This is a genomic window from Cedecea sp. (assembly GCF_036500665.1).
Lineage (GTDB): Bacteria > Pseudomonadota > Gammaproteobacteria > Enterobacterales > Enterobacteriaceae > Cedecea.
Map to the genome: position 1 here is coordinate 123,648 of NZ_DASYBS010000107.1, position 23,842 is coordinate 147,489.

General features: G+C 54.5%; 18 protein-coding genes. 4 read left to right on the forward strand and 14 right to left on the reverse strand.

All coding sequences use genetic code 11. The features are described from left to right. Nucleotides 1–46: 46 nt before the first annotated feature. Nucleotides 47–664, reverse strand: a complete 618-nt coding sequence (locus VGM55_RS18675) for a glutathione S-transferase family protein (protein WP_154189233.1) — start codon at nucleotides 662–664, stop codon at nucleotides 47–49. Between the two features lie 71 nt (nucleotides 665–735). Between VGM55_RS18675 and VGM55_RS18680 the strand changes: the two genes are divergently transcribed. Then, the gene (locus VGM55_RS18680; RefSeq protein ID WP_331636289.1) at nucleotides 736–1,815 is read left to right on the forward strand and encodes a LacI family DNA-binding transcriptional regulator; all 1,080 of its coding nucleotides are present in this window, start codon (nucleotides 736–738) and stop codon (nucleotides 1,813–1,815) included. A 109-nt stretch (nucleotides 1,816–1,924) separates the two neighbouring features. Beyond that, nucleotides 1,925–4,990 (forward strand): beta-galactosidase, encoded by a 3,066-nt coding sequence (locus VGM55_RS18685; protein WP_331636290.1) that lies wholly within the window; start codon nucleotides 1,925–1,927, stop codon nucleotides 4,988–4,990. Between the two features lie 36 nt (nucleotides 4,991–5,026). On the opposite strand, the gene kduD is transcribed toward VGM55_RS18685, so the two are convergent. The 4 genes from kduD to VGM55_RS18705 form a co-directional block, all read right to left on the reverse strand. Continuing rightward, nucleotides 5,027–5,788: a 2-dehydro-3-deoxy-D-gluconate 5-dehydrogenase KduD gene (kduD, locus tag VGM55_RS18690; protein WP_154189236.1), complete on the reverse strand. Its 762-nt coding sequence runs from the start codon at nucleotides 5,786–5,788 to the stop codon at nucleotides 5,027–5,029. Nucleotides 5,789–5,815: 27 nt separating this feature from the next. Next, nucleotides 5,816–6,652, reverse strand: a complete 837-nt coding sequence (kduI, locus tag VGM55_RS18695) for a 5-dehydro-4-deoxy-D-glucuronate isomerase (RefSeq protein WP_154189237.1) — start codon at nucleotides 6,650–6,652, stop codon at nucleotides 5,816–5,818. 111 nt (nucleotides 6,653–6,763) lie between these two features. Then, complete coding sequence (gene kdgT / locus VGM55_RS18700; protein ID WP_331636291.1) at nucleotides 6,764–7,756, reverse strand: 2-keto-3-deoxygluconate transporter; 993 nt, start codon at nucleotides 7,754–7,756, stop codon at nucleotides 6,764–6,766. A 108-nt stretch (nucleotides 7,757–7,864) separates the two neighbouring features. Continuing rightward, on the reverse strand, nucleotides 7,865–8,665 hold the full coding sequence (locus tag VGM55_RS18705) for an IclR family transcriptional regulator (protein WP_154189239.1): 801 nt from the start codon (nucleotides 8,663–8,665) through the stop codon (nucleotides 7,865–7,867). 306 nt (nucleotides 8,666–8,971) lie between these two features. Between VGM55_RS18705 and VGM55_RS18710 the strand changes: the two genes are divergently transcribed. Continuing rightward, nucleotides 8,972–9,442 carry a YhcH/YjgK/YiaL family protein gene (locus tag VGM55_RS18710; RefSeq protein ID WP_154189240.1) on the forward strand — a complete coding sequence of 157 codons (471 nt, stop codon included), beginning with the start codon at nucleotides 8,972–8,974 and terminating at the stop codon, nucleotides 9,440–9,442. A gap of 44 nt (nucleotides 9,443–9,486) precedes the next feature. Here the strand turns inward: VGM55_RS18710 and VGM55_RS18715 are convergent, their stop codons facing one another. From VGM55_RS18715 to VGM55_RS18755, 9 genes are all read right to left on the reverse strand, one after another. Continuing rightward, entirely contained in the window at nucleotides 9,487–9,837 is a 351-nt protein-coding gene (locus VGM55_RS18715; protein ID WP_154189241.1) for an MmcQ/YjbR family DNA-binding protein, read from the reverse strand. Between the two features lie 85 nt (nucleotides 9,838–9,922). Beyond that, the gene (locus VGM55_RS18720; RefSeq protein ID WP_331636293.1) at nucleotides 9,923–10,825 is read right to left on the reverse strand and encodes a DMT family transporter; all 903 of its coding nucleotides are present in this window, start codon (nucleotides 10,823–10,825) and stop codon (nucleotides 9,923–9,925) included. Between the two features lie 136 nt (nucleotides 10,826–10,961). After that, nucleotides 10,962–12,332 carry an efflux transporter outer membrane subunit gene (locus tag VGM55_RS18725; protein WP_331636295.1) on the reverse strand — a complete coding sequence of 457 codons (1,371 nt, stop codon included), beginning with the start codon at nucleotides 12,330–12,332 and terminating at the stop codon, nucleotides 10,962–10,964. A gap of 3 nt (nucleotides 12,333–12,335) precedes the next feature. Continuing rightward, entirely contained in the window at nucleotides 12,336–14,276 is a 1,941-nt protein-coding gene (locus VGM55_RS18730; RefSeq protein WP_331636296.1) for a MacB family efflux pump subunit, read from the reverse strand. After that, nucleotides 14,273–15,460 carry an efflux RND transporter periplasmic adaptor subunit gene (locus VGM55_RS18735; protein WP_154189244.1) on the reverse strand — a complete coding sequence of 396 codons (1,188 nt, stop codon included), beginning with the start codon at nucleotides 15,458–15,460 and terminating at the stop codon, nucleotides 14,273–14,275. Before VGM55_RS18735 ends, VGM55_RS18730 begins: the two co-directional genes overlap by 4 nt. A 193-nt stretch (nucleotides 15,461–15,653) precedes the next feature. Then, nucleotides 15,654–17,057 (reverse strand): heavy metal sensor histidine kinase, encoded by a 1,404-nt coding sequence (locus VGM55_RS18740; RefSeq protein WP_331636297.1) that lies wholly within the window; start codon nucleotides 17,055–17,057, stop codon nucleotides 15,654–15,656. After that, a complete protein-coding gene (locus VGM55_RS18745) occupies nucleotides 17,057–17,740 on the reverse strand; it encodes a heavy metal response regulator transcription factor (RefSeq protein ID WP_331636298.1) in 684 nt (227 codons plus the stop codon). Before VGM55_RS18745 ends, VGM55_RS18740 begins: the two co-directional genes overlap by 1 nt. After that, entirely contained in the window at nucleotides 17,721–20,801 is a 3,081-nt protein-coding gene (locus tag VGM55_RS18750) for an efflux RND transporter permease subunit (protein WP_331636299.1), read from the reverse strand. Before VGM55_RS18750 ends, VGM55_RS18745 begins: the two co-directional genes overlap by 20 nt. Further along, nucleotides 20,798–21,976: an efflux RND transporter periplasmic adaptor subunit gene (locus VGM55_RS18755; protein WP_331636300.1), complete on the reverse strand. Its 1,179-nt coding sequence runs from the start codon at nucleotides 21,974–21,976 to the stop codon at nucleotides 20,798–20,800. Before VGM55_RS18755 ends, VGM55_RS18750 begins: the two co-directional genes overlap by 4 nt. Nucleotides 21,977–22,135: 159 nt before the next feature. On the opposite strand from VGM55_RS18755, the gene ansP reads away from it, so the two are divergent. Then, nucleotides 22,136–23,584, forward strand: a complete 1,449-nt coding sequence (ansP, locus tag VGM55_RS18760) for an L-asparagine permease (protein ID WP_331636301.1) — start codon at nucleotides 22,136–22,138, stop codon at nucleotides 23,582–23,584. Nucleotides 23,585–23,842: the final 258 nt, after the last annotated feature.

Sequence of the window (23,842 nt, forward strand, 5' to 3'; positions counted from 1 at the left end):
CCTCACTATAAATGCGTCACCCGGCGGGCAGATGATCGTTCGTGCTTTACAGCATACCGTTTTTGCCCAGCACTTTACTCAACTGCGGCAGCGCCCGTACCCGGTTAGCAATGGCGGCAATCTTCGGTGTATGTTGGTCAAACCACGCCTGCCGCGGGCGCCAACGGGTCATCGCAGGAAGATATAAATCCAGCAACGTGAGCTGCTCACCAAAGATATACGGCCCGGCGTCCAGCTGTGTTTCGAACCATAGCCAAAGCGATTCCCGGTAGCGGTAAAGGTTTTCTGTCAGCGTCGTGGCGTCTTCCGGCGACCAGCGATCGCCGCGATCGCCATAGGTGAACGTGGGATAAACGTTCGCGACGATCCAAATCAGCAGGCGGTAAAACTGCTGACGTTCAGGCGTCCCAATCTCAGGGACAAACTGCGGATGTCGGTCGAGGATCCAAAGCGCAATAGCCGCACTTTCGGTCATCACCTCACCGTCTTCCAGCACCAGGGTGGGCACCTGTGCCAGCGGATTAATCTCTAACAGCCGATCGCGCATTGGCCCCGGCGTATCAAATCCGTCAACGTCGATAAATTTGTACGGCTCATCGACCAGCGTAAGCATCAATTCAGTTATTGCCGAGCCAAAACTCGACACACCATACAGTTTGTACATAAGCTTCTCCCCGATAAGGCGTTAAGTGTAGAATAGCCGCCCTATCAGCATCCGCGAGAAGGAAGCCTGCAATGAAAGCGAAATCTGTGACGCTGTACGATGTTGCCGACTCAGCCGGTGTTTCGTACCAGACGGTCTCACGCGTGATCAATCAGGCTTCACACGTCTCGGAAAGAACGCGGCTAAAAGTGGAAGCGGCCATGAAGTCGCTGAATTATGTGCCGAACCGTGTTGCACAGCAGCTGGCAGGCAAGCTCAGCCATACGATTGGCCTTGCCACGACCACCCTTTCGCTTCATGCACCGTCGCAGATTGCCGCGGCGATAAAATCTAAAGCCGGGGAGAGGCAGTTCAACGTCATGATTTCGATGGTTGAACAACCCGGTGCTGAAGCGGCCAGGGCCGCAATCAACAGTCTGCTTGCCCAACGCGTTGACGGGCTTATTGTGAATATTCCGCTGGAAACTGCCGATGCGCAAACGGTGCTGACGGCATGCGGCCCTGTTCCTGCCCTGTTCCTGGATGTTTCACCGGACGTAACGGCTAACCATATCGTGACCGATGCAGCGTCAGGCGCATACCTTGGCGTTGAGCATCTGGTTACGCTTGGCCACCAGAGCATTGCGCTGCTGGCCGGGCCGGAAAATTCTGTCTCTGCCCGGCTGCGGCTTGAAGGCTGGCTGCGCTATCTGGCACAGCGGCAGCTTGCTCCTTTTGCCATAATGCGCGGCGACTGGAGTTCACTTTCCGGGTATCAGCAGGTTAGCCTGCTGTTACGCAATGAGCCATTCCCTACGGCAATCCTCGTGGCCAACGATCAAATGGCGCTGGGTGCGCTGCGCGCAATTAATGACGTCGGGTTAACCGTGCCCCAGGACATTTCCGTGATGGGCTTCGACGATACCGAGGACAGCGCCTGTTTTATTCCTCCCCTGACCACCATTCGCCAGGATTTCCGTTCATTCGGCGAGGCAAGCGTGAACGGTGTCATCTCGCTTATCCAGACCGGCGGCAGGTTAACGGTGCTGCACCCGGTGAGTCTGGTGGAACGCAAAACAACCGCCGCACCGGGGAGCGCTCGCTCCCCCTCAGCCACCCAGCTGGCCGATGCACTTTCCTTGCTCGCACGCCAGGTCGCTCGCCTTAAATAATGTCCCTCATTCTTTGTGAAGCACATCACCTAAAACAGTGTGAATGCTTTACTCGGCTGCAATTAGCCTTAAATTGTGAGCGAATAACATTTATTGCTGACATAATCCTATGGCCCACACTTCGCTCCACTCGATACTTGCCCGGCGTGACTGGGAATCCCCTTCCGTGACTCAGCTAAATTCGCTGGCGGCTCATCCACCGTTTGCCAGCTGGCGTGCGCCGAAAGATGCCCGGGATGATAAACGCTCGCCGTCGCTGCAAAGCCTTAACGGCGACTGGACATTCAGCTACTTCAGCCGCCCGGAAGCCGTACCGGAGGGCTGGTTAACGCAGGATCTCCCCGGAGCAGACGCTATTCCCGTCCCCTCAAACTGGCAAATGCTGGGTTACGATGCGCCTGTCTATACCAACATTACCTATCCGATCCCGGTTAATCCGCCCTCTGTTCCTGCAGAAAACCCGACAGGATGTTATTCGCTCACATTTGAAGTTGAAAAAGCGTGGCTGAGCCAGGGGCAAACGCGCATTGTTTTTGACGGAGTAAATTCGGCCTTTCATCTGTGGTGTAACGGCATCTGGATAGGCTACACCCAGGACAGCCGCCTGCCCTCAGAATTCGACCTCAGCGCAGCGCTGAAACCAGGCAGCAACCGCATCGCAGTCATGGTTCTGCGCTGGAGCGACGGTACGTACCTGGAGGATCAGGATATGTGGCGCATGAGCGGAATTTTCCGCGATGTTTCTCTGCTGCATAAGCCGCAGATCCGCATCGCCGATGTTCAGCTGGTCACGCAATTAAACGAAGATTGTCGTCGGGCAGAGTTGCAGGCACTGGTGATACTGGAAGGCCACGACGTTAACGCTTGTGAAATTTCGGTCCAGCTCTGGCGCAAGGAAGAGCTGGTTGCCGAATGCCAGCAGCCTGTCGGCAGCCGGGTGATTGATGAACGTGGTTCGTATCACGATCGCACCTCCCTGCGCCTGCCGGTTGAGCACCCACTTCTCTGGAGTGCTGAAGTCCCTGACCTCTACCGCGCCGTTGTTGTGCTGAAGCAGAGTGATAAAGTTGTTGAAGCCGAAGCGTATGACGTCGGTTTTCGTAAAATAGAGATTACCGGCGGCCTGCTGAAGCTCAACGGCAAAGCGCTTCTGTTGCGCGGAACTAACCGTCACGAACATCATCCTGTACATGGCCAGGTGATGGATGAAGAGACGATGCGCCGCGACATTCTGCTGATGAAACAGAACAACTTTAATGCCGTGCGTTGCTCCCACTATCCAAACCATCCGCTGTGGTACCGGCTGTGTGATTTCTACGGTCTTTACGTCGTCGATGAAGCCAATATTGAAACTCACGGTATGGTACCGATGAACCGTCTGAGCGATGACCCTCGCTGGCTTCCCGCAATGGCAGAGCGTATAACGCGCATGGTACAGCGTGACCGCAACCACCCGTCGATAATCATCTGGTCGCTGGGCAACGAATCCGGGCACGGTAGCAACCACGATGCGCTCTATCGCTGGATCAAATCCAACGATCCCTGGCGACCGGTGCAGTATGAAGGCGGCGGTGCGGACACGGCGGCAACTGACATTATTTGCCCGATGTATGCCAGAGTCGATCAGGATCAGCCCTTCCCGCAGGTACCAAAGTGGTCGATTAAGAAATGGATTGGGCTGCCTGAAGAGAGCCGCCCGCTTATTCTGTGTGAGTACGCCCATGCCATGGGCAACAGTTTTGGCGGTTTTGGCAAGTATTGGGACGCTTTCCGCCAGCACCCGCGCCTGCAGGGCGGCTTTGTCTGGGACTGGGTCGATCAGTCACTTACCCGACATGATGAATTTGGCCGGCCCTGGTCTGCCTACGGCGGTGATTTTGGCGATACGCCTAACGACCGTCAGTTCTGTATGAACGGCATGGTGTTCGCCGACCGCACGCCGCATCCCGCCTTATTCGAAGCGAAGCAGGCTCAGCAATTCTTCCAGTTCCGTTTGCTGCCAGAAAATCGCCTGGAGATCGCCAGCGAATACCTGTTTCGCACGAGCGATAATGAACGCCTGGTCTGGACGCTAAAAGCCGAAGGCGAAGTACTGGCCTGCGGTGAACAGGCGCTGTGCCTGGCCCCGCAGGAAACCAGAGTTATCCAGCTTGACCTGCCCGAAATAACCCGGAGCGGTCAACTCTGGCTGAATGTTGACGTCCAGCAACCTGCCGCTACGTCGTGGAGCAAAGCCGGCCATAGCAGCGCGCGGGCGCAATGGCCGCTGCCCTCGAATTTAGCACTGCCGTGTATCAGCCATTCCGGCACGGCGCCTTTGCTGCAAACTGACGACAGGCATATCGACGTGTTTCACGGCACTCAGCAGTGGCGTTTCGAGTGTTGCACAGGCCTGCTTAGCCAGTGGTTTAACCATCAGCTCCCTACGCTCCTTACCCCGCTGCAGGATAACTTCACGCGTGCACCGCTGGATAATGATATTGGTATCAGCGAGGCTGCGCACATCGATCCTAACGCCTGGGTTGAGCGCTGGAAGGCCGCAGGCATGGACAACCTGACGCCGGTGCTGCTTAGCTTTGACGTGGATTCATTGAGCAACGCCGCGCTGATTCGTACCGAGCACGGCTGGCAGGCTAACGGCAAAACGCTGTTTATCAGCCGTAAAAGCTACCGAATTGACGGCGCGGGTGAGCTACATATTACGGTGGATGTTGATATTGCCTTCGGGACACCCGCACCTGCGCGTATTGGCCTCAGCTGCCAACTTGCCGAGCTGGAGCCAGAGGTTACCTGGTTTGGACGCGGGCCGCATGAGAACTATCCCGACCGCAAAAACGCCGCCCTGTTTGACCGATGGACGCTACCGCTTGAGGAAATGTACACCCCTTACGTCTCCCCGAGTGAGAACGGGTTGCGCTGCGACACTTCGCGACTTGAGTACGGCTGCAATCAGTGGCTCGGCGAGTTTCACTTCAATATTGGCCGCTATAGCCAGAAACAGCTTAGTGAGGCGACCCATCGACATGTATTAAAAGAAGAGGATGGAAGCTGGCTGAATATCGACGGCTATCACATGGGCGTCGGCGGTGACGATTCATGGAGCCCGAGCGTCTCGCCGGAGTATTTGCTCTCCGCGTCCCGCTATCACTATGCCGTCAGCTGGAAGAAAAGGTAGTTGAAAAAGCCGCCTGCTTAACAGGCGGCTGCATATTTAACGAGCCAGCCAGCCGCCGTCTACGGCGACGGTATAACCGTTAACGTAGTCAGATGCCGCAGAAGCCAGAAACACCACTGGCCCCATAAGGTCCGACGGTAGCCCCCAGCGCCCTGCCGGAATACGCTCGAGAATTTCACTGCTGCGTTCCGCATCCGCCCTTAGCTGCTCGGTGTTGTTAGTGGACATATACCCCGGCGCAATCGCGTTCACGTTTACCTTATGCTTCGCCCATTCGTTTGCCATCAGTCGGGTAATGCCCATCACGCCGCTTTTGGACGCCGTATAGGAAGGCACGCGGATCCCGCCCTGGAAGGAAAGCATCGACGCAATGTTAATGATTTTGCCCCCGCTCTCCTGCTTGATAAACTGCTTCGCTACCGCCTGTGAAAGGAAGAAGACCGTTTTAAGGTTTACGTTCATTACGTCGTCCCAGTCCTGCTCGGTAAACGCAAGGGCATCCTGGCGACGAATAATCCCGGCGTTATTAACCAGAATGTCGATGCGGCCAAACACGGCGGCGGCCTCATCGGCCACGCTCTGAAGATTTTCATAGCGGCTGAGGTCAGCTGCAATATTCAAAAACCGCCGCCCAAGCCGTTCAATATGCTGGCGAGTTTCTGCCGGTTCAGTGATGTTCACCCCGATAATATCGCAGCCCGCTTGCGCAAGCCCTACCGCCATTCCCTGCCCCAGCCCGGTATTGCAGCCGGTCACCAACGCAATTTTCCCTGTTAAAGCAAACTGTTCTAAAACCATTGTGTTCTCCTTGCTTGCGATTGTGGCCTAGCGGATGTCTTTCATGGCGATATGATCCATATCGTCGAAGGTTAAGTTCTCGCCGATCATGCCCCAGATAAAGGTGTAGCGTTTGGTGCCCACGCCGGAATGAATCGACCAGCTCGGGGAAATAACCGCCTGCTCGTTATGCATCACTACGTGGCGTGTTTCCTGAGGCTTACCCATCATGTGAAACACGATGGTGTCGTCATCCATATCGAAGTAGAAATAAACTTCCATACGGCGTTCGTGGGTATGGGTCGGCATTGAATTCCAGTTGCTGCCCTCTTCCAGCCTTGTCATGCCCATACTGAGCTGGCAGGTTTCGAGCACGTCCGGTACCAGGTATTTACGAATAGTGCGTTTGTTGCAGCTTTCCAGACTGCCCAACGGTACCGCCACGGTGTCATCGCTGGTAATGGCGCGGGTAGGATAAGCATGATGGGCGGGTGCGCTGTTATAGTAGAGTTTTGCAGGCTTAGCGCTGTCTGCACTTTTGAACTCAACGTTTTTCGCACCCTTACCGATATACAGCGCCTCTTCTTTTTCAACACGGTAGTCGGTTCCATCGACGGTAACAACCGCCGCTCCGCCAATATTAATCAGCCCCAGTTCCCGGCGTTCCAGAAAATAGCTAACGCCAAACTGTTTCCCGACTTCCTCTCCGATAGCGACGGTTGTATTAACCGGCATAATGCCGCCAATAACGATGCGATCGATATGGCTGTAAATCATTGTGTACTTATCGGTCTCGAATATTTTCTCCACCAAAAATTCTTTTCTGATCCCGGCTGTATCAAGGGTTTTAGCGTGGTCACTGTGAATACTTTGTCTGATGTCCATTAATTACTCCATTAATTTTTTCAACTTGCATGCGAGTGTGTCCCTGGCTTAATTCATGCCATAGCGGGGAAACTTTATTTAAAGAAAATTAAATATATTTGGGATGCGTAATTAAGGTGCCGGTTGTTTAGTCATAATAACATCCGGCTCGGTCTTTCCTTTTTTAACCTGCTTCGCCCACAGTGCGGTAATAATCGGCACCGTCACTGAGGTCACGATAACGCTGGTTGCCACCAATGCGGTTGCTGCCGGTGCCGCCGGCGCAAACTCTGGCACCATTTGCGCAATTAAGACCGGAGTGGCAACCGCTGCGCCTGCGGTACTGGATGCCGCTACGCCCGCGGTACCGTCACCACCACCGAGGAATTTATCAGCAAGAATCAGCGGGATGCCGGTGATCACAATCACCGCAAGCCCCAGGAATACCCCGGCAAAGCCCGTTTCAATAATCACCTGCAGCTTGATGGTATTCCCCAGCGCGAAAGCGAAGAATGGGATCAGGGTTTGGACGGCGCCGCCGAACATTTTTCGCAGATCAGGATCAAGATTACCTAACGCAAAGCCCACAAGGAACGGCAATACCGCACCAACGAAAAGCTGGGGCTCAAAGGAGGCAATACCCGCCGTACCCAGCACAACCATGGTCATTAACGGCCCGGACTCCAGAGACATCAGTACAAACGCGCCGGCCTCTTCTTTAGAACCATACTGGTTCATGAGCGCGGCATACAGCCCACCGTTCGTCATGTCCATCGCCGCAACCAGCGCCAGAGTAGATATACCGGCAAAAATCCCGAACTGAATACCGGTCAGCGGCAGAAACGCCCCGACGGTCATGGCAATCAGCCATGCCGTGGCTATCTTGGTCACGACAAGCACGCCGGACTTTCTCAGCATGGTGCCCGTGGCTTTTAGCTCAATTGATGCCCCCATGCAAAAGAACCAGACGGCGAGTATCGGTACCGTCCCGGTAATGAGTCCGTTAGTAAACGACCCTAAATATTTACCGGTTGCGGGGGCGAAGGTATTACATAGTGCACCTAAAAATAGCGGAACCAGCATTAACCCGCCGGGAATTCTGTCTAATGCTTTCTTGATTTGCATACTTACATCCTCAATAAAATGTAAAAGAAACACATCAATTCATTGCCAAATGCCAGAAGCACCCCTCCGCAATACTTCACGGATAATTGACTGCCTGATTAAAATAATTTACTGCTTATTCATTGGCCGGGACTTGAGACCAAAATTCACTGCATTGGATATTTTTTCAGTGGTTGCCAATAAATGACTTAAATACTCTTCCTTTTTCCCATTGGTAAATTGAGAAACCATTCCCGTCAGGCCAATGGCACAAAGCACGTCGCCTTTTGTGTCAAATACCGGCGCGGAAATACAGCGGATTTCATTGATGTTCTCACCGTCATCGTAGGCCCAGCCCTGCTGCTTCACCAGGGCAAGATGCTCAATGAAACGCTGTTTGTCGGTGATGGTGGTCTCCGTTTTCTTCACGAAGGTGGCCTTCGCCAGAATCTGCTCAACCTGCTCTGTCTGACGCCATGCCAGCAAAATTTTACCCAACGACGTGCTGTGCAGACGAATACGTTTACCTTCCCAGGAGGTTAATATGATCGCCTGCGGAGACTGAATTTTACTGAGGAAAAAGGCCTCATCGCCCTCCATAATGCCCTGGTGGCAGGTTAGCCCCGTCAGCTCAACCAGCTCGTGCAGGTACGGAATGGCCTCCAGGCGAATATCCAGCCCGCTCGCCGCCAGCCCGCCCAGCTCAAAGAGGTGTAACCCGAGCGCGTAACGCCCATCAACGCGGAGGCGAAGCATTTGCGTGGCACATAACACCTCCAGCAAATGATGAGTGCTACTTTTGGGTATGGCCAGCTGAGTACTGATTTCGCTAAAACTGGCGCTGCCTTTTTCCGCAATAAAATCAAGAATAGCCACCAGTCTGACGGCTGCGGGGGCTTTACTCTCTTTTAAATTCTCTGGGATGCGCATATTTATTTCCATTCGGGTTATTCGTTTTATATATAGAACGCTTTTTGTTTTATATATCGAACCTATTTCTTATTGCTTATTCTGCACGTTATGTTTCATATATAGAACCACGCAATTCATATGTGAAACAGTAAACGGAAATTAGCCTAAAAAACGTTATGTGAAGCAAGTTATTAAGCCCATCCGTTATTTATATCTGAAATGCGTGAAGTGGATCACACTTCTTTATTTCGCCAATATCATTGTTTTTCAATGGCGGTTATTTAATAAAAAAGACCCCGCACCAGAATTAGAAAAGGATGTTGTATGATTGTAGGTAATATTAATGAGTTAAGTTTAAATCCGTGGCTTCCTTTAAAAATAAGCCAGTCAATTGACTATGTCAGGAAAAATATCAATATAGACTCCTCAGCCGGAAAATATGATATTGCGGGTGATAACGCATGGGTCATGGTGTTCGATACAACAACCAGGGCGATCGCCGAAGCGCTTCCGGAATATCATGACAAATATTTAGATGTGCAGATCGTTTTAAGTGGACAGGAGGGTATGGCTTTTAGCCTGAAACCGCCGCATACGGAAATGGTGGAAAACAAACTGGCGGATAATGACATTGCATTTATCAAAACACCTGTCGATGAGAGTATTATTATCATGAACGAAGGTGATTTTATTATTTTCTATCCAGGGGAGGTGCATAAACCACTCTGCATGCTCAATGGCAGGCAAGCAGCGGTAAAAAAAGCGGTGATTAAAATAGCCAGGGATTATTTATAAAACGGCATCTGCATACCATGCCCTTAATGACATGGCATGCGGCATCAGCGCGTGAGGCCAAAACTCTCATCAATCAGCCCGAGTATCTCTTCCTCGGGCACGGTGTCGAGCAGGAGGGTTATCCAGTGCTCTTTGTTCATGTGGTACGCCGGTAGAATACCGGGCTGCATGCGTAAAGATCCCACGGCGCCCGGCATCACTTTGACGTTGAGAATATCGACCACCCTGTCGCTGTCCAGCCCGAGCTTCGCGGCAGAAATACTCAGTACCACGCCAAACCATTTACGTTTGTAGCGATGACGCAGTACGGCGTAGTCCTTAAACTTCTCCCACGGGTAGTCTGGCTCAACCTGATACTTTTCAAACACAGCAGCAAAAAGCGTTTCGCGTTTCATTGTTTTTCCTTAACCGCGTGGCCCGGAAACGTTATCCGGACCCACGGCTATTATATATCACGATTATTCACCACCGGGCGCCAGATTAACTTTTTACGCTGCACATTTTCTTTTCCGGACTTATCACCAGCCAGACAGAGAAACAAACAATCACCGCCCCGATAATAAATTCTTCGCTGATGGTTTCATGCAAAATGAGATAACCCCACAATACGCCAAACGGTGGAATTAAAAAGGTGACCGTAAGACTGCGTAATGGCCCAATATCGGCAATTAATCGGAAGTAAAAAATATATGCTACGGCGGTGCAGATAAACCCAAGGCCCAGCACGCTTAGCCACACATCCCCCTGTAGCCAGTTGATGGATGGGCCGGTAGTGATGCTCCAGGTAAAAAATGGCAGCAGAAAAAGCGTAGCCCCGATCTGGCTGCCGAAGGCGACGATTTTAGGATCCAGTCCACCTTTGTTGGAGATCCAGCGACGGGTTAAAAAGCCCGCCACGCCGTAGCAGCTCGTGGCGACCAGGCACGCAATAATACCGGCGATTTTTTCCTCGTTCGATTGCGCGTCACCCACTGAGGTGATCACCATAATCCCTGCCAGGCCCAGCACTACACCCAGCCATTTTCGTGCTGTTAATTTTTCACTAAAAAAAGAGAATCCAATAATGGCGCCCATTAGCGGCGTGGTTGCGTTTAAAATGGCGGAATACCCGGCCGGTAACCATTTTGCGGCCAGGCAATACATAAAGAAGGGCAGCCCGGAGTTAATTGCGCCCAAAATAAGCGCCGAACAGAATTTACCCTCAAAGCGAAAAGACGATCTAAGGGTGAAAAGGATCACCGCCAGCCCTACAAAACCAAAAAACACCCTTAAAAAGGCCGTATTTACCGCCCCGAACTCTGGCGCCGCTATTTTCATAAAAAGGAAACTGGCTCCCCATACCGCGGCAAGAAATAACAGCCGGATATAATCTGACACACGCATGCCTTCACCCTTCCCCATAAAATAAGCGCTCATTTATCATTTCGTTTGCTTAACCACGTTAAGCCTGGAAAGACTTTAAACGAGCACCTGAGAAAGAAAAACCGTTTTCTGTTTGTGGAGAATGCGTTAGCAAGAATCAGGGGAATGTCGACGAGCCCCCAAACTCCAGATAAATTTTTGCCAAATTCTGGAACTGATTAAAGCGGTTTTCATCCAGCAGCAGCTCAGCCTGGCGACGCTTCTCCTGAGCATCGAGCCAGAAAGAGATGCGCGCAGCGCCCTGCCTGTAACGCACTTCATTGAGTCGTTCTGACTTCCGCGCCAGCTCAAGCCCTTCACGCAGGCGTGTTTCCTGGGCCAAAAGCTGATTACGCTGGGAGAGCGCATCCTCAATACCGCCCATGGCTTTATAAAGAGCCTGTTTAAACTCCAGCACGCGCAGTTCGTAGTCGTTGCGGGCAATCTTTACCTCCACGCCCCTTTGCCGCCACTCCAGAAACGGCAGCGTCAGGCTTGCGCCAACGGAACCGACTGGATTGTTCAGAAAGGCCATTAGCGAGCTGCTGGTGGTCCCGAGAGAACCGGTCAGACTGAACGCCGGGTAATATTCTGTTCGCCTGACGTCCACGGTGGCCAGCGCTTCACGCACTCGCCACTCTTTAGCGCTGATATCGGGCCGGTGCATCAGCATGCTAGCCGGCATGTTCGCATTGACCTGCGGCATCGTTCCCGCCGGTAATCTTGCGGGTTCAACAACCGGGCTACCCGGCGCGGCGCCAAGCAACACGGCCTGCTGATTAAGGGCTTGCTGACGTTCGTGCTGCAACCCAATCAACCTGTTCTCCTGGGAAAGCAGGCTTTGCCGGGCATCCACTACATCCAGAGAAGACGTGCCGCCCGCGTTGTAGCGAGCATTCGCCAGCCGTAACGTCTCTTTTGCATAGTCGATACTCTGCTGAAGAATGGCCAGCTGCTGGTTAATAAAGCCGATGCGCCAGTAGTTATTACTGGCATCTGAGAGCAGCGTCAGGCGCGCCGCACGCAAATCTTCTTCCGTTGCCTGGGTTTCCCACTCCGCCGCGTCGCGCTGGCGGGCAATCTTGCCCCACAGATCCAATTCATAACTGGTACTGAGGTTGGCGGAACTCCCCTTTGTCCAGTCCGCTGAGCCGTCCAGCTGTTTTTTGCCGTCAACGCCCAGTGAACCTTTAAGTCCGGGATCGTTGGTGATGCCGACCCGCTCCGCGTCGAGCCGGGCTCGATACACGCGCAGCACGGCCGCCCCCACATCGCTATTGCTTGCCATTACCTGCCGCAGCCAGCTTGCGAGGTGAGGATCGTTAAACGCTTTCCAGTCAAACGGCGCCAGGCCACCGGTAACGTCATCCTGATACCAACTGGCAGGATAAACCACCACAGGAGGGTGATAATCGCTTTTCAGAGTGTTTGCGCAACCTGCGCTGAGCGCAGCGGCAAGACATACAGCTAAAGGTGATAAATTTTTCATAGGTTACTCGCTGGCCAGTGAAACGACCGGATCCATCCTTGCCGCCTTGCGGGCGGGGAGATAACCGAAGATCATGCCGATTAGCGTTGAACAGAAAAAGGCAGCTGCGGCGGCCTGCCAGGAATAAATAGCCGTAAACATGCCTCCCGCCAGTGCGGTAAACAACGCTCCGGCACCGTACGACAGCGCGATACCAAAGGCGCCACCAATCAGGCACACCAGTACCGCCTCAATCATGAACTGCTGCATGATATCGCTACGGCGGGCGCCAACCGCTATGCGTACGCCAATCTCATGGGTCCGTTCGGTGACGGACACCAGCATAATATTCATGACCCCAATACTGCCGATCATCAGCGAAATGCAGGCCACCATCAGGATCAAGATGCTAAAGGTCATTGAGGTACGTTCGATAGATTTTCGGATCTGTTCGAAGTTATACAGCTGGAAGTCTTTAACGCCGTGGCGCTGAGTCAAGAGCTGAGAAATGGCGCTAACCGCCGCCTCGTTGGCGACAGTGTCCTTTAGCCTTACGCTGATACTGGTCAGCGTCGGCTTACCCACCATACGGTACATCACCGTACTGTAAGGCATCCAGACGTTAATCCGGTTGGGTGCGTAGCTGCGGTTATTGCTTTTGGCAATGCCGACGACCCGTGCCGGAACGGATCCCAGGAAAACTATCTGGCCCAGAGCGTTCAGGCCAGCATCATCAAACAGCGCTTTACGTGCATTTTCATCGATAATCACTTCCTGAAGCGCATTACGATCGTCCCGGAATGTGGCCCCCTGCAACAGCTTTACGCCATTCACACGGAAGTGGTTACGCCCCACGCCGTTAATAGACGCGGTGGCTGATTTCCCCCTGAAACGAATAGTATCCGAAGCGCTAACTTCAGGGCTGACGCTGTCGACAAACCCCTGCTGTGCGAGGGCATCAGCATCTGCCGGAACCAGGGTACGAATACCTTCGGTGCTGTCGTCAAAGAAATCCCGTCCCGGATAGATACTCACCACATTGGTGCCCAGTTCTTTAATATTATCCAGCGTCCTTTGTTTCGCGCCCTCACCCAATGCCACGACCGTGACAACCGCAGCAATACCGAAAATAATCCCCGTCATGGTTAACGTCGTGCGCAGCCGGTGAGCATTCATCGCTTTCAGCGCCATCTGCAACGATTCACGCGTGCGGTCGAGCAAACTCTGCCAGCGGCTTTGTCGGGTACGGCCAGGAGACGAAAGTGTTTCAGTTGTGGTTACACGACTGCCGCTATCGGAAATGATCGCGCCGTCCCGCAGCTCGATGATGCGCTGCGCATGCCGGGCAACTTTCATATCGTGGGTCACTATCACCACGGTGTGTCCGCGCTGATTAAGCTCGTTGAGTATCGCAAGTACTTCCTGCCCGGATTGAGAGTCAAGCGCACCGGTCGGCTCATCCGCAAGGATAATTTCGCCGCCGTTGATCAACGAACGAGCAATACTTACGCGCTGCTGCTGGCCACCGGACAGCTCACCCGGTTTATGGTGTTCACGGCCTTCCAGCCCGAGTCTGCCAAGCAGCGCCGCGGCTCGCTGACGCCGCTGGTCACGCTCGCTGTTAGCGTATATCGCCGGAATTTCGACGTTACCCAACGCGCTTAGGTCAGGCATCAGGTGGTAGCGTTGGAAGATAAAGCCGATATGTTCGCGACGAATCCTCGCCAGCTCATCCGGCGAAAGTTGGGCCGCATTCTGCCCCCCGATGAAATAGTCGCCACGGTCGGGTACATCGAGGCAGCCCATGATATTCATTAGGGTCGACTTACCGGACCCGGAGGCACCGATGATAGCCACCAGTTCACCGGCCGCGATAGTCAGGTCGATCTCTTTTAGCACCGTGAGCGCCTGACCACCGTTGGTATAGGTGCGGCTGATGCCCTTCAGCTCAATGATGTTACTCACAGAACAAACCCTTCCCCAGGCGCTTTCTCACCCGGCTGCGACAGCACGACTTTTTCTCCGGGTTTCAGGCCGTCAAGGATCTGAATATCAACGCTGTTGGTGATCCCGGTTTTCACTTCGCGGGTTTCCAGCTTGTTATCGCCGGTCAACACCTGTACCTGCTGCTTGTTGCCCTCAACTTTGTGTACCGCCTGAATAGGCACCAGCAGTGCATTTTTTGCCTCACCTGCCAGCAGGCTGACCTGTGCGGTCATGGCAATACGCAGTCTGTTTTCCGGATTCGGCACATCCAACAGCGCGTTGTAATACACCGAGGCATTGGACGTTCCCGAGCCGGAAGCGGAGCTGCTGCTGGCCAGAGAGTCATCCTTCATGACGGATTCCGGAGCCAGCTCCACGGTGCGCAGCGTGGCGTCATAACGGCGGTCGGGGTCCGAAAAGATGGTGAACCAGGCTTTTTGTCCGGCGGAAATACGGGTGATATCAGCTTCGGAGATCTGGGCCTTGATGGTCATCACGTCCAGTCTGGCGAGTTTAATAATGGTTGGCGCACTCTGGCTGGAGTTAACCGTCTGCCCCTGCTGAGTAACAACGGCAATCACGATACCGTCCATCGGTGCCAGCACACGGGTATAGCCGAGGTCGACCTTTTTCTTATCTACTTCGATCTGCGCCTGAACCAGTTTGGCATTCAAGGACAGCAGCTCAGCACGATTGGTGGCAAGCGTGGCTTCGGCGGTTTCGTAGTCTTCCCGCGAGCTGGCATCCTCACGCAGCATTTCACGCTGACGCTTGAAACGTAACTCGGCCTGTTTTAGCAGCGCTTGTTTTGCCTGCAGGTCGGCTTTCACCACATTCAGCGCCGCCTCTGCATTACGCAGATCGTTGCGCTGAGGAACGTCGTCTATATCCGCTATCGATTGACCTTTGGTGACGCGATCGCCCAGTTTTACCTTTAGCGATTTAACCTGGCCGGACACCTGGGCACCCACGTTCACGCGCTCTATCGCGTCGATTCGACCGGTCGCAAGCACGGCGTTTTCGATATTTCCGGTACGCGCGGGAGCGGTAACATATTCAGGGGCCGGTGGGCTTCTCAGTAAGAAGAACAGTGCGATGATAAGAATAATGAGCAAAGCCGCAGCAAAGGCGACGACGCGGCGAGAGGGGTATTTCGTTAACATTGTGCAGGTTTTCCATAACGATAAAAGCAGTGATCCCAGGTACTCATTGTGAATGCTCCAGCTTCTACTGGAGGTAAACACAGCGCTATTTGTTCGGATTTTATACTGAACAGGAAAAATGGCTACCTGTTTGCGTAACGTAGACTCATCCCGCAGCCTTTCGTTCCCACGGAGTACAATTATTCCGCACCTTTTAAACCGCCTCGCGCAGCAGTAACGTTAGTGTAAACGTGCTGCCGCGCCCCCGCTCACTGACTACGCTAATTTTTCCCCCGTGCAGTTCAGCGATCGTTTTCACAATCGCCAGCCCCAGCCCGGTATTTTCCGTCGCGCTACGGGAGGCTTCCCCCCGGAAGAAGCGATCGAAAATAAGCGGTAGATGTTCAGGATTGATCCCTTCCCCGCCATCGCTAACGCTTAAAACAACCCGATCCGCGACGATCTCTGCGCTTAGCGTGATATGACCATTTTCAGGCGTGTGCCGTAGGGCGTTGGAAAGCAGATTTGAAAGCGCCCGCTGAATAAGCTGAGGGTCTGCATAAAATAAGAGATCGCCCCTGCTCACAAGCGTGATGTTTTTATCTTCGGCAAGAATGTCGTAAAAACCAATGAGTTTTTCAAATTCATGCGCGCTGCTGAGCCACTCCTCATTGAGCAGTTCGCGGCTGTTGTCTGCCCTGGCGAGAAACAGCATGGAAGAGATCATCCGCGAAAGCCGCTCGCCCTCTTCGATTATCGCCGCCAGCGTTTCCTGATACTCCTCCGCGCTGCGATCTTTGGTCTGAATGACGCTGGCGGCAGAAATCAGGTTATTGATTGGCCCGCGCAGCTCATGAGCAATATCCGATGAAAAACGGTTTAGCTGATGGAATGAGGCCTCAAGGCGCATCATCATGCGGTCAAACGACGCGGCCAGCGCGTGCAGCTCCGGCGGCCAGCGCCGATCGAGGATCCGGGTATGCAGATCGTTGGCGTGGATTTTTTCTATTTCCGTGGTGATGGTACGCAGCGGCGCTAAGCCACGGCGGGCAAGCCACCAGCCAAACGCGGCAAACAGCAGAATAGCCAGCGCGGCGATAATCTGCATCCGCTTATAGTAGGTGTTAATGATTTCATTATTCCCCGAAACGTTCAGTGCGGCCTGCACCAGCCATTTTTGGTGATTTTTCAGGGTAAACAGCGTGGAAGTAATGAGATATTTTTGCCGCACATCACCTGCGCGGTAGTGCCATTCCCGGTAGCTGAAACCGGGGGCCGGCAGCGGAAAGTCTTGTTCAGGGATAACCATGTTATTGGACTGCGCATAAACTTTGCCTTCCGGGCTGAAAATGCGCAGCGACAGCCGCTCCTGCCGCACCACGGACTCCAGCAGCTCGGTTTGCCACGCCTCGCCGTTGTCCTGCCGCTCGCCAATCGCCGTGGCAATTTCCTGCTGGAACTGGATAGAACTTTGTAGCTCCAGTTCGTCTTTATGGTTGAGCTGCTGGCGCATAGTCGAATAAAGCACGCCGGACACGCTATACAGCACGATGGCCATCGTGACGGAGAAATAGAGCGTCAGGCGCGCGGTGATCGACAGATGCGACAGCTTTATCATCAGCGTAACTCCAGCACGTAGCCCGCGCCGCGCAGGGTATGCAGCAGTTTGTCGTCGAATCCGTCGTCGATTTTGTTTCGCAGGCGGCGAATGGCGACGTCAATCACGTTAGTTTCGGGGTCAAAGTTCATGTCCCACACCTGTTCGGCAATCACCGTGCGGGAAAGAACTTCGCCGGAGCGGCGCATCAGCAGGCTTAACAGCAAAAACTCTTTCTGCGTCAGTTCAATTCTGACGCCCGCCCGGGATACTTTATGGCGCAGAAAATCGAGCTTAAGGTCGCCAACCTGAAGCAGGTTCTCTTCCAGAATCGCGGTCGGTGGCGCGGAACGGCGCAGGATCACCCGCGCCCGTGCCAGCAGTTCGCTAAATGAAAATGGTTTAATCAGGTAATCTTCGGCACCGAGTTCCAGACCACGAACCCGGTCTTCCACGTCATCGCGCGCCGTCAGAAACATGATCGGCGTGTGCTTCCCGGCCTGGCGTGACATTTCGATGATTTTCCAGCCATCAATTCCGGGCAACATGACATCCAGGATCGCCAGGTCGTAGTCGCTGGTCAGCAGATAATGCAGCCCGTCTACACCGTTACCTGCCACATCCACGACAAAGTCGTTTTCACGTAACCCTTTGGCAATGTACTCGGAGGCCATTTTCTGATCTTCAACCAGTAATATTTTCATCGTCACTCCTTCGTCCCTTGTGTGACTCGCCGTCAAACAGCAGGAACAGTACCGGGGTAATAAACAGCGTGATCAGCTGGGAGAACAGCAGCCCGCCGACAATCGCCACGCCCATCGGCTGACGCAGCTCGGCGCCCGCACCAAGGCCGAGGGCGATGGGAATCGCCCCCATAATGGCACACAGCGTGGTCATCATGATCGGGCGGAACCGCTGCAAACAGGCCTGCATAATCGCGTCATGGGGCGTCATGCCGTGCTCGCGCTGTGCCACTAACGCGAAATCTATCATCATGATAGCGTTCTTTTTCACAATACCTATCAGCAGCAGAATGCCAATCATCGCGATAAACGTAAGATCAAGATGACATAGCCTGAGCGCCAGCAGCGCGCCTACCGCCGCCGACGGCAATCCAAGCAGAATAGTCAGCGGGTGGATCCAGCTTTCATACAGCACGCCGAGAATCACGTAAATCACCGCCAGCGCCAGCACAATCAGCCAGATCTGGCTGCTCTGCGACTGCTGGAACAGCGCCGCCTGCCCGGCATAGGTGCCAAAAACGGAGGACGGCAGATGAATCGCCTGCTGGGCCTGGGCAATGGCCGCCGTCGCATCTGACAGCGATTTCCCCGGCGCCAGGTCGAACGAAAGCGTAATGGCCGGAAGCTGTCCCTGATGGTTTACCGCCGTCACGCCCTGGGTGCGTGAGATAGTCGTGAAGGTGGTGATCGGCAGCAGCGAGCCACTTGATGACCGGACATAGATTTTCGACAGGTCGCTTTCATCCTGACGGAACGGCTCCTGAACCTCCATAATCACTTCATAACTGTCTTCCGGCGCATAAATCGTAGAAACCTGATAAGTGCCGAAGGCGTCATACAGCGTGTCGCGGATTTGCTGAATATCCACGCCCATCAACGAGGCTTTGTTTCGGTCAATAACCAGCTGCGCCTGCAGCCCATTGAGTTGCGCATCGGTATTCAGGCCGACAAACACCCCGCTTTTTTGCATCTCCGCCATCAGCCGGTTGGCCCAGTCGTTGAGGCTGGTATCGCCGCTGCTCACGGCCTGCAGCGTGTATTGATAGCTGCTTTTCGCACTGCGGCCGCCCACGCGCAGGTTTTGTACCGGGCTGAAATAAACTTTAATGCCCGGTAAATAGCCGGTTTCTGCCCGCAACTGTTTAAGTACCGCAGCCATTGGCGGGCGTTGGCTTTGATCCTTAAGCGTCAGGCTTAGCTGGGTGGTGTCGTGGTCAACGCGGGTCAGCACGTCGCTCACGCTCGGATCTTTCATCAGCGTTTTACCCAACTGCTGCGCCACGCCGAGGCGGCCCAGGTAAGACATATCCTGCGGCGCATCAATGCTGGCGGTTACCTGCCCGATATCCTCCTGCGGGAAGAAGCCTTTGGGCGAGTACCAGTAAAGCCCGATGGTCAGCGCAATCGTGCTGAGCGCAACTCCGATCATAATCACGCGATGAGAAACCGCCCACTCCAGCCCGTTGCCGTACTGGCGACGCAGCGCTTCAAACCCACGCTCAAAGATCTGGCTCCAGCGCGGCTCAGGTTTATCCTCCGGCATATGTTCGCGGATAAGCTTCGGTACCAGCAGAGGAATAATTGTCAGTGAGGCGGCCGCAGAAACCAAAATCGTCAGCGACACGACGTAGGCAAACTCGTGAAACAGCAGACCAATAGTGCCCGGCATAAAGAAGATTGGGATAAATACCGCAACCAGCGACAGCGAGATGGAGATAACGGTAAACGCCACCTCTTTTACCCCTTTTAGCGCGGCGCGGTACGGCGTTTCCCCCTCTTCCATATAGCGCATGATGTTTTCCAGCACCACAATTGCATCGTCCACAACCAGACCCACGGCAATGGTCAGCCCCATCAGCGAGATATTGTCGAGGCTCAGCCCAAAGGCGAACATCAGGCCGAACGCGCCGAGCAGGGATATCGGCAGGCTGAGCGCGGGAATGATCGTCGCCCGAATGTGGCGCAGGAACATCAGAATAACCATCACCACCAGGGCAATGGTCAGCAGCAACGTCAGCGTCACGTCGTGGATAGCAGCGCGGATCGACAGCGAGCGGTCATTAAGAAACTTCACGCTAACCGACGACGGCATCTGCGCCTGTAGCTTAGGCATCAGCTGGCGAATCGCGTCGATAGTGGAAACAATGTTAGCGCCGGGCTGGCGCTGCACGCTGAGCACTATTGCCCGGTTGCCATTGACCGCGCTGTAGCTCAACGTATTTTCGATGCTGTCCTGCGCGGTGGCCACATCCGACAGCCGTACCGGTTGGCCATTGCGGGTGGCCAGGATAACTTTGGCGAAGTCCGCCGCGTTGCGTAAATCCCCGCTGGTTTGCAGCATCACCATTTGGCGCTTGCCGTCCAGCTCACCAATTGGGGAGTTATTGTTGGCGGCCGCCAGCGCGGTGTGAACGTCCTCCAGCGTCAGGTTAGTCGCCGCCAGTTTGTTCGGATCAACCTCGACCCGTACCGCGTAGCGCTTCTGCCCCAGAACCGTCACCTGTGCCACGCCGTTTAGCGTGGAAAGCGCAGGTGAGATCAGATCGTCCGAGAAGCGGTTAAGATCGGAGAGCGCCATGGACGGTGAGTCGATGCCGATTTGAATAATCGGCGCGTCTGCCGGATTAATTTTGCGAAATGACGGCGGCGTTGTCATCTGCGACGGCAGCTGTTTTAGCGCCTGATACAGCGCGGACTGCACGTCCACCGCCGCCGAATCGATATCTCGCGACGGGTCAAATTCGATAACGATGGTGGTCGCACCCTCCAGGCTATTGGAGGTCATGTTTACCACGCCCGGGATCGTCGACAATTTTTTCTCCAGCGGCGTCGCCACCGAAGAGGCCATGGTTTCCGGGCTGGCACCTGAAAGCGAAGCGCTGACCTGAATCGTCGGTGTATCGTAATTGGGCAGCGCGGCTATCGGCAGCTTAAACCAGCAGACGGCACCGGCCACCATTACCGCCAGCCACAGTAGCATGACGGCGATCGGGCGTTTCAGGCATTGTTCGGCAAACCTCATGACGCTGACCCCGCAGGCGCGTTAACCACCTTCACGGCCATTCCGGGCCGCAGGGCGTTGGCGCCCTCAAGCACCACTTTCGTCCCGGCCTGAATGCCGGTCACCACGGCCATCTGCTGCTGGATGCGCAACAGCATGACGGGTTGCGTTTCGGCGTGCATTTGCGGGTCAACAACAAAGACAAAGTGCCCGTCCGGGCCGTCCTGAACGGCCTGCGGTGGCAAAACAACAACGTTCGGCGTGCTGCCCGCGTTAACCGTAATATTCTGGTATGCCCCCGGCCAAAGCTGGTTTTCACCATTATTGAAGCGGGCTTTGAAGCTCACGGTGCCGCTGTCCTGACTCACCGTGTTATCAATAAAACTGAGCGTCCCGGTGACGGGTTTTCCACTTACATCGGTAACCTGCACATCAACAGGCCCTTGACGCTGTGCGACAACCACCGCATTCAGATCCTGCTCCGGTAGCGTGAACTCGGCGCCAATCGGGTCAAACTGATTAATACTGACCATCGGCAGCGTGCTACCCGGCTGCGCAAGACTGCCAATGTGAACGTTGAGCGCGCCGGTTTTGCCGCTTACCGGCGCATAAATACGGGTATAAGCAAGCTGGGCCTGGGCGGTGTGAATGTCATCCTGCGCGGATTTGTACTGCGCCGCTGCCTGCTGTTGCGCACTGACGAGCGTGTCCCAGTCGGAGGAGGAAATGTAGTGGGTTTTGAGCAACGGCCGCCCGCGGCTGAGGTCGCGGTTGGCTTTATCCAGCTCGGCTTTAATCACGCCAAGCTGGGCCTGAGCATGACCCAGCGCCGCCAGTTCTTCCGCGTCATCCAGCACAAACAGCAGTTGCCCCTGCTTCACGAAATCTCCCTCGTGAAAACCAACCCGGCTTACCGGGCTGGTAATTTGCCCACGAATATCCACTTCATTGAGCGATACCAGGTGGCCCTGAGTGGAAAACGTCAGCGGCAGCGTTTTACTGACTGCGCCTATCAGACTCACTTTGGGAGCTGCCGTTTCCTTTTGCGTTGCCGGGGAGGAAGACTGGGAATACATCCAAAGTCCGACCGTGCCCGCCAGTACGCAGGCCGCTGTTAGCCTTTTTTTTGACCATTTGATGTTCATGATGCAGCGCTTCCACAATGCCTGATATTCCAGGAATGTTACGCCCGTCACAACGACAGAACGCCGCCACTAAAATGACAAGTTTGTAATTTTGCTTCTCATTCAATTTTCTGCCAGGATTCCTCGCCCTCTTTTTCACGGCCCCCGCAGCCAGAATTAACGGGCGGAAAAGGACGGCGCTTTTTAACTCAAAGGCAGACAGGAATCTCAATGAAAACAAAGACTGAAGCGGAACACCGCGCCGCCAAACGGCGTTGGCTAAATTCTCAGGACTCGGGGTACCACCAGGCGATGGGCAACCGCCACGTGCAGATGATTGCCATCGGTGGCGCCATCGGTACCGGCCTGTTCCTTGGCGCAGGTGCTCGCCTGCAGGCCGCCGGGCCCGCGCTGGCATTAATCTATCTGGTGTGCGGTATTTTCTCTTTCTTCATCCTCCGCGCTTTGGGCGAGCTGGTTATCCATCGCCCTTCCAGCGGCAGCTTCGTATCCTACACCCGTGAGTTCCTCGGTGAAAAAGCGGCCTATGTTTGCGGTTGGATGTACTTCGTCAACTGGGCAATGACCGGTATCGTAGATATCACCGCCGTTGCGCTCTATATGCATTACTGGGGTGCGTTTGGTGATGTCCCGCAATGGGTCTTTGCGCTCGGCGCGCTGGCCGTTGTTGCGGCGATGAACATGATTGGCGTGAAGTGGTTCGCCGAAATGGAGTTCTGGTTTGCGCTGATTAAGGTGCTGGCGATTGTCGCATTCCTGATTGTCGGGACCATTTTCCTCGGCACAGGAAAACCTATCGACGGGCATACCACCGGCTTCCATCTGATAACCGATAACGGCGGCTTCTTCCCGCATGGCCTGCTGCCGGCGCTGGTGCTGGTTCAGGGCGTGGTGTTCGCCTTCGCTTCTATCGAATTGGTTGGCACCGCGGCCGGGGAATGTAAAGACCCGAAAACTATGGTGCCGAAGGCGATCAACAGCGTTATCTGGCGTATTGGCCTGTTCTATGTCGGCTCCGTCTTGCTGCTGGTGCTGTTGCTGCCGTGGAACGCCTATCAGGCAGGCCAAAGCCCGTTTGTGACCTTCTTCTCAAAACTTGGCGTGCCTTACATCGGCGACGTGATGAACATCGTGGTGCTGACCGCCGCGCTCTCCAGCCTGAACTCAGGCCTGTACTGCACCGGGCGTATTCTGCGCTCGATGTCAATGGGCGGCTCCGCGCCGCAGTTCATGTCGAAGATGAGCAAAAACCAGGTGCCGTATGCCGGTATTCTGGTCACCAGCGGCGTGTACGTGCTTGGCGTGTTCCTGAACTATCTGGTGCCTTCGCAGGTATTTGAGATTGTGCTGAATATGGCGTCTCTGGGCATCATCACCTCCTGGGCATTTATCGTGCTGTGTCAGATTCGTCTGCGCAAGGCGATTAAAGAAGGGAAAGCGGACGACGTCAGCTTCAAGCTGCCTGGCGCACCGTTTACTTCCTGGCTGACGCTGCTGTTCCTGCTTGGCGTGCTGGTACTGATGGCGCTGGACTACCCGAACGGCACCTTCACCATTGCTTCCATTCCGGTGCTGGCGATTCTGTTGACGTTAGGCTGGTTTGGCGCACGTAAGCGTGTGCATGAAGTGGCTCAGCAGGTTCACGATCACCACGAGTAGTGCCCCTCACCCTGACCCTCTCCCCGGCGGGGAGAGGGGATCAAGTCGCCGATGGGATTCTGTTATTTCACAGGGTTCCGTTCACCTATAACCTGGATTATCTCTGCAACAACCTTGCACGGTGAACGTGTCAGGTGGCATTACGCCATGCCCCCTGACGACCCCCGGCGCCCGGCGAGCTCATCGCCGCTGAAGCGGTAAACCCACCGGCTATCACCCAAACATTCGGGGTCGTTCGCGATTCGTTCCCGACGATCG